This is a genomic window from Peribacillus sp. P4_D6 (assembly GCF_056401795.1).
Genome location: NZ_JBFUIQ010000183.1, coordinates 1 through 5,691, shown reverse-complemented (window position 1 = coordinate 5,691; position 5,691 = coordinate 1). Strand labels below are relative to the sequence as shown.

At 37.1% G+C, this 5,691-nt stretch carries 4 protein-coding genes; 1 reads left to right on the top strand and 3 read right to left on the bottom strand.

The features are described from left to right. On the bottom strand, positions 1-791 hold a 791-nt coding region (locus AC1DVB_RS24810; RefSeq protein WP_477591424.1), incomplete at its 3' end, for an IS110 family transposase. Between the two features lie 551 nt (positions 792-1,342). Here AC1DVB_RS24810 and AC1DVB_RS24805 point away from each other — a divergent pair. Next, entirely contained in the window at positions 1,343-2,563 is a 1,221-nt protein-coding gene (locus AC1DVB_RS24805; protein ID WP_477591422.1) for a macrolide family glycosyltransferase, read from the top strand. A 453-nt stretch (positions 2,564-3,016) separates the two neighbouring features. On the opposite strand, the gene AC1DVB_RS24800 is transcribed toward AC1DVB_RS24805, so the two are convergent. Together AC1DVB_RS24800 and AC1DVB_RS24795 are read right to left on the bottom strand one after the other, a co-directional pair. Then, complete coding sequence (locus tag AC1DVB_RS24800) at positions 3,017-4,177, bottom strand: CapA family protein (protein WP_057277967.1); 1,161 nt, start codon at positions 4,175-4,177, stop codon at positions 3,017-3,019. A gap of 617 nt (positions 4,178-4,794) precedes the next feature. Next, positions 4,795-5,691 (bottom strand): IS110 family RNA-guided transposase (locus tag AC1DVB_RS24795; RefSeq protein WP_477591420.1); only part of this gene is annotated, 897 nt, incomplete at its 5' end.

Sequence of the window (5,691 nt, the reverse complement as noted above, 5' to 3'; positions counted from 1 at the left end):
AAATCATACTTCTCTAATAAAGCTCTCAACTCTAATTTCGCCATAGCTGCCCCTTGACGAATACCAATCGAACGATTGGCTGCTTCTTTAAGTGCTCGTATCTTCTTTAAGCCTATACTGCGTTTTACCACTTGTCTTAAGGAAAGTAAGAGCTCTTCATCCGTATACTTAACAAGTTCATATGGCAAGGCTTCTAGCTTTAGAAAATGAATAGCTGCCTTGCCTTCCCAACTTTTGAACACCGTCAAAAATTCGGGAAAGTAACGATCAAGCCAGTTATGAACTTGTCCCTGAACGACCTGTAAGTCAACGTTGAGAAGATCGCGAAGTTTTTTTGCCACTCGGAGTTCTGCATAAATTCCTTGTGGAATTGTTGGTTCGGCGTATCTTCCGTCCTTGACTAACTGTGCGATGACTTTTGCATCTTTCACGTCATTTTTTGTAGGTGAATTATCGTCTAATTCTTTACTTCGTTTAACATGTAGTGGATTGACAGATACGAACTTAATATTATTCTCTTTTAGAAGATGAGCTAGATTTAACCAGTARTGACCMGTTGGCTCCATGCCTACAATCACTTGATTTAGCTTACACTCTTTAACAAGTTGGKTAATCCAATCTAGAAACGAATGAAATCCTGCTTTCGTATTTTCAAAGAAACACGTTTTACCCAGTTCCAATCCTCTAWAATCTTGTGCTCTCGCGACATGATTGTGCTTGGCGATGTCAACTCCGACAATTAAGGTTTCAGAAGTAATTTGAGTGATTTTATGATTTTGGTTATAATTCATTGTGAGGCCTCCGATAGATGTTTTTGTCCTTTTTAGCTGGCCAGCTCAGGACACATTCATCTTATCAAGAGGTCTTTTTTCGTTCAAACCTCATTTTCAGTTATTACAGGAATGCTGCCCCGTTAGTTCCATAAGGGCTATGCTGTACCCCAGAACGAAAAATTCTTTTTGCTATGAATTTTAGAGAAAAGTATCATTTCTTTCGTTAAGGATTACTCTTCTTTTTTGTGTGAAATTGAGACAATGAAAAAATATAGATAAAAACTTAAAATGTTTGTTATAATATAAACTAAATACAACATAGTTTGGTTTTTGTGGTGTTTCGCTCTGTTTCGAAATGCGTCGTTGGCGAAGTTTAAAGTTAGATATATTAAATGGATATACTTTGATTGAAATAGAAGTATTACTGGCCATCCTCCTAAACGTAAAGATGAGTTCAACACTTTGTTCTGATGATTCCGAATGTTATGAATATCATGGTAGTCATAGACAGATCTTTAATCACTTTTATTAAAAAAACATACCAAACTATATTTACTGGAGGGAAAGTAATGGCAAAAGCACTTTATATTAGTAGTTTTGGAGAAGGACATGTGAATCCAACGCTAGGATTAGTAAATGATTTAGTGAAACGTGGGGAACATATTGTCTATTATTCATCCAATGACTTTGAGGAGAAAATTAAAAAAACAGGTGCTGAGTTTCGCCCTGTTGACCAAGGGGCACAGAGAAAACTTCAAGAAAGTAGTAATCTTCTACACTCCCAGCCGCAAGAATATTTGCTACAATTTCTGAGTGCATTGGAAATGATGACAGATACTATTTTAGATGAAATTTCAAAAGAAACTTATGATTATATTTTATACGATGCACAATCGTTAACAGGAAAATGGATTGCACATCAAAGTAAGTTATTATCTATTGTCACTTGGACCACTTTTGCATTTTTACAAGATCCAAAATCAAACATGGAACTTACAGGGACGAGTGATATGAAACGAAAACAAGAGAGTTTGGCCATGCTACGAGCATTTTTGGGATTGGAAGAAATAGAAAAATGTAAAAAACACTTAGAAAAGAAATATGAAGTTCCGTTACCTGAAAATTTCTTGCTCTGTTCTGGCTCTGGGGATCTGAATATCGTCTTTACTTCTTCTTATTTTCAAAGAAATAGCCATGATTTCAAGGGTAATTATATTTTTGTCGGCCCTTCAATTATGGATAGTAAGAATCTAGGTGATTTTCCAATTGATACATTAAAAGAAAAGCGTGTTATTTTTATTTCTATGGGGACCATCCTAAACAAACAATTTGATCTTTATCAAAAATGCTTCACAGCTTTAAAAGATTTGGATGTTAAAGTGGTACTTAATATAGGGCGGAAATTAACAGTAGAACAGCTGGGAAATGTACCAGACAACTTTATTATTCGTAATTATGTTCCTCAATTGGACGTACTTCGTCAAACGGATGTCTTTATAAGCCATTGTGGCATGAATAGTACAAGCGAATCACTTTATTTCGAAGTGCCCTTAGTTATGCTTCCAATGACGAATGATCAACCTATAGTGGCCCAGCGAGTAAAAGAACTTGGAGCAGGAGTTATATTAGATATTCAGCAACTAACAGTTGAAAATCTAAAACAAGCCGTTAGTGAAGTTTTCCAAAATCCGATTTATAAGGAAAATGCGAAAAAAATTAGTCGATCATTCCGTGATGCAGGCGGGTATCTCAAAGCAGCTGACGAAGTTTTCAAATTCACTCGTTCATAAAAGGACCTTTTCTGAAGTTCGGCTAATCCTGTCACCAATATAAGTGTCCCTAAGAAAAACATATATACGGCATTAATTCGGTTTCAGTTATTAGACTATAACTTGATAGAACAATAACAACTATTGCTAAGATAACTCTAACTATTTTCAAAAAAATATTTCCCACTAGTAAGTTCTGTACAATTTCTTATTTAATCCTACCATTTAACACCTTTTCATTTGTGCGAAAAATGGAATTTCCTTCTGCAACTATCCTGCCCCGTTAGTTCCGTAAGAAAAAGGTTGCCGCAGCAACCTATTATGTTCGTCTGTTGGTTCAAGCCGTTTAGCTGGAACATGGTAAATAGTGTTTACCTTATTAGGAKGAATATGCGGTCCACCGGCTACATAGCCGGTGGCTTTTTCATTATGTAAAACAATTAGTTTTTTCCAATGCCAAAGACTGTACTTTCATTAAAAATCAAATGACAGTTCAGGCATGAATTGATTCATATGTTTTTGGATTTCGTTATATTTGTCAGACTGATCACTCAAGGTTTTCATTGGAATGATCTCATATGGGCGGTTGACCCAGGTTGGCAGGAATTTTGGATTTTGCAGTTCGATTTTCACATCATCCCCGGTTTGGATTTTCTTTACGCCAATTTGCATAATACCGCCGATGTCTTTGTAATCTCCCTGCTGGCCGGATAAGAAATTCCCAAGCGAATAAGCCACAAATGCCCGTTCGCCGTTTGGTTTTGTAAGCCATGAAACAGGCTGCAAAACGTGTGGGTGGTGGCCAATAATAATATCAGCACCTGCATTAGCTGTCGTTTGAGCAAGCAGCTTTTGTTCATCATTAGGCAACCGTTCATACTCTTTGCCGAAATGCAGACTGACCACAACGACATCTGAAACTTTCTCTGCTTCTTTAACTTCCGTCTGGATTCTCGTGGTATCAATTAAATTCACAAGATGCGGCTTCCCCGCAGGAACAGGAATCCCGTTCGTTCCATACGTATAGCTGAGAAACGAAAAGGTAATATCGTTTCTTTTTAATATTCGAATGATCTTCTGGTCTTCAGACGATTGATAAGCTCCTGTATAAGGCATCCCAATACTGTTCCAGTGGTTAAGCGCATTCAAAATGGCCTTTTCTCCTCGGTCAAGTGTATGGTTATTGGCGATTGTCACGAGATCAACCCCGTTTGCCTTTAGAGCATCTCCCACCTCTACTGGTGAATTAAAGGAAGGATATGATGAAAGCCCTATTTCTTTCCCGCCAATCATCGTTTCCTGATTAGCCACCGTAATATCCGTTTTTCCCAGATAGGGCTTCACAAATCGGAACATCGGATTAAAGTCATACGAGCCGTTTGACTTGCGGGCGGGTATATACACCCTATCGTGAATTAAAATATCTCCCACAGCGCCTATGGTTGCTGAAGTTACTTTTTGTTTCGGAACAGGTGTATGAGCTTGAGATGAAGCGTTGTCGGGTTTAAGTTTCTTTTTATTTTCTGCCTTTGTTTCCGAGACTTTTGGTTCCTCTTGAAATTGACCTTTTACAAATGGTGCAAGAATCCATAACAAACACATAAATGTAGCTAGAAACACTAGTATTCTTTTCATGGCAAATGCTACCTCCTACTATTATAGTAGGGTGTTTTTAGGAAATAACAACAAAAATATCTATTTGATATTTAAAATGAACACATCATTCGTTTGAAACAGAGTACGAAATAGGAAAAAAAGTTAGACATATCATGTGTTGCTATATCAGATGTGCTTGCTATCTCAGATATGCCTCCTGTATCTGAAAGCACATGTCGAACAGCTTTTCAAGAAATCGAAATACCTAGTAAGTTTTGAGCACACTCATAGTAGACTATTAAAAAGTGTTACTTTTGGAGATAATTTGCACTTTTTTGAGTGCTATTTTGCACGTAAAAGAATCAACTGTAGGGATTGATCAATAGGTCCTCCTGAACCCCCATATTAGCGTAAATAAAAAGAATCCATTTTGAAAAAGATGATCAAAATGGATTCTTTTCTAGTGATTTAGTATACAGTTTTTATAATATAGTATGATTATTTTTAGTGATCCTTATAGAACTAACCAGCTAATAGGATGTCAATATCTTTCTCTAAAATTTTCATTTCCCTTATGATATACTATTTTTGTTCATGACAAATAACCCTCCAAAACCCTTTTGGAAGGATTTTTCTCTGTTTCACAAAATCGTTAATCAGGCTAAATCTAGGAATGCTTCTTTTCTCTTTAATAAAGCGTAAATCCAATGAAGCAACTTATTCATACAGGCAACGATTGACACTTTGGCCGGTTTTCCTTCTGATTTTTTCTTATCATAGAAGGCTTTAAGCTTTTTGTTCCTTGAACTTCTTATGCCACATAGTACGGCAAGATACAGAGAATGACGTAGTCTGCTCGAACCTCTTTTAGTAATACGATTAATGGTTTCCGTAAACTTACCCGATGAGTGAACACTTGGATCTACTCCAGCGAAGGCAACTAGTTTTTTCGGGTGATTAAACCGATCGATTTCACCAATTTCAGAGATAATCGTGGCTGCGATTTTTTCTCCGATACCCGGAATCGATTGGATGATCTTATATTCTTCCAGTTCATTTGCCAGGGCCACTATWCGATCTTCCAACTCAGAGAGGTGYCCCTGGTAATGAAAAAGCAACTCAATATACATACTAAGATTGATTACGTGACTTTGATACACGTTTATTTGAAATGGATTTCGAGACGCGGAGTCCATTATTTTTTTTGCTTTTTCCCATGCCCATTGATCCGATCGGCTAGGACAGMACTCTATAACACTCTCTGCTAGTTTACGTTCCCCGGCTGCCAATACCGCCTCTGAAGTGGGATATTCCTTTAATATCAATAAAGAAACCCTTGAATATAGATCCCCAAAAACCTTCCGGTATTCTGGAAACACTTGATCTAAAATGGTGTGAGACTGAAGTTTAGCTTCCACATACATATTCGTTACGATTTCCTGTTGTCTGGACAAATTCCGAAGGTCTAATAGCTGAATTCCTCTAATTTTATGAGGTTCTAAATCCTCTTTGTAATACAGCACACACAACTGGTACGCATCGATAGCGTCCGT

Excerpts from the sequence above, each read along its gene's own strand:
- AC1DVB_RS24805 (WP_477591422.1), top strand. The coding sequence starts at position 1,343 with ATGGCAAAAGCACTTTATATTAGTAGTTTTGGAGAAGGACATGTGAAT.
- AC1DVB_RS24800 (WP_057277967.1), bottom strand. The coding sequence starts at position 4,177 with ATGAAAAGAATACTAGTGTTTCTAGCTACATTTATGTGTTTGTTATGG.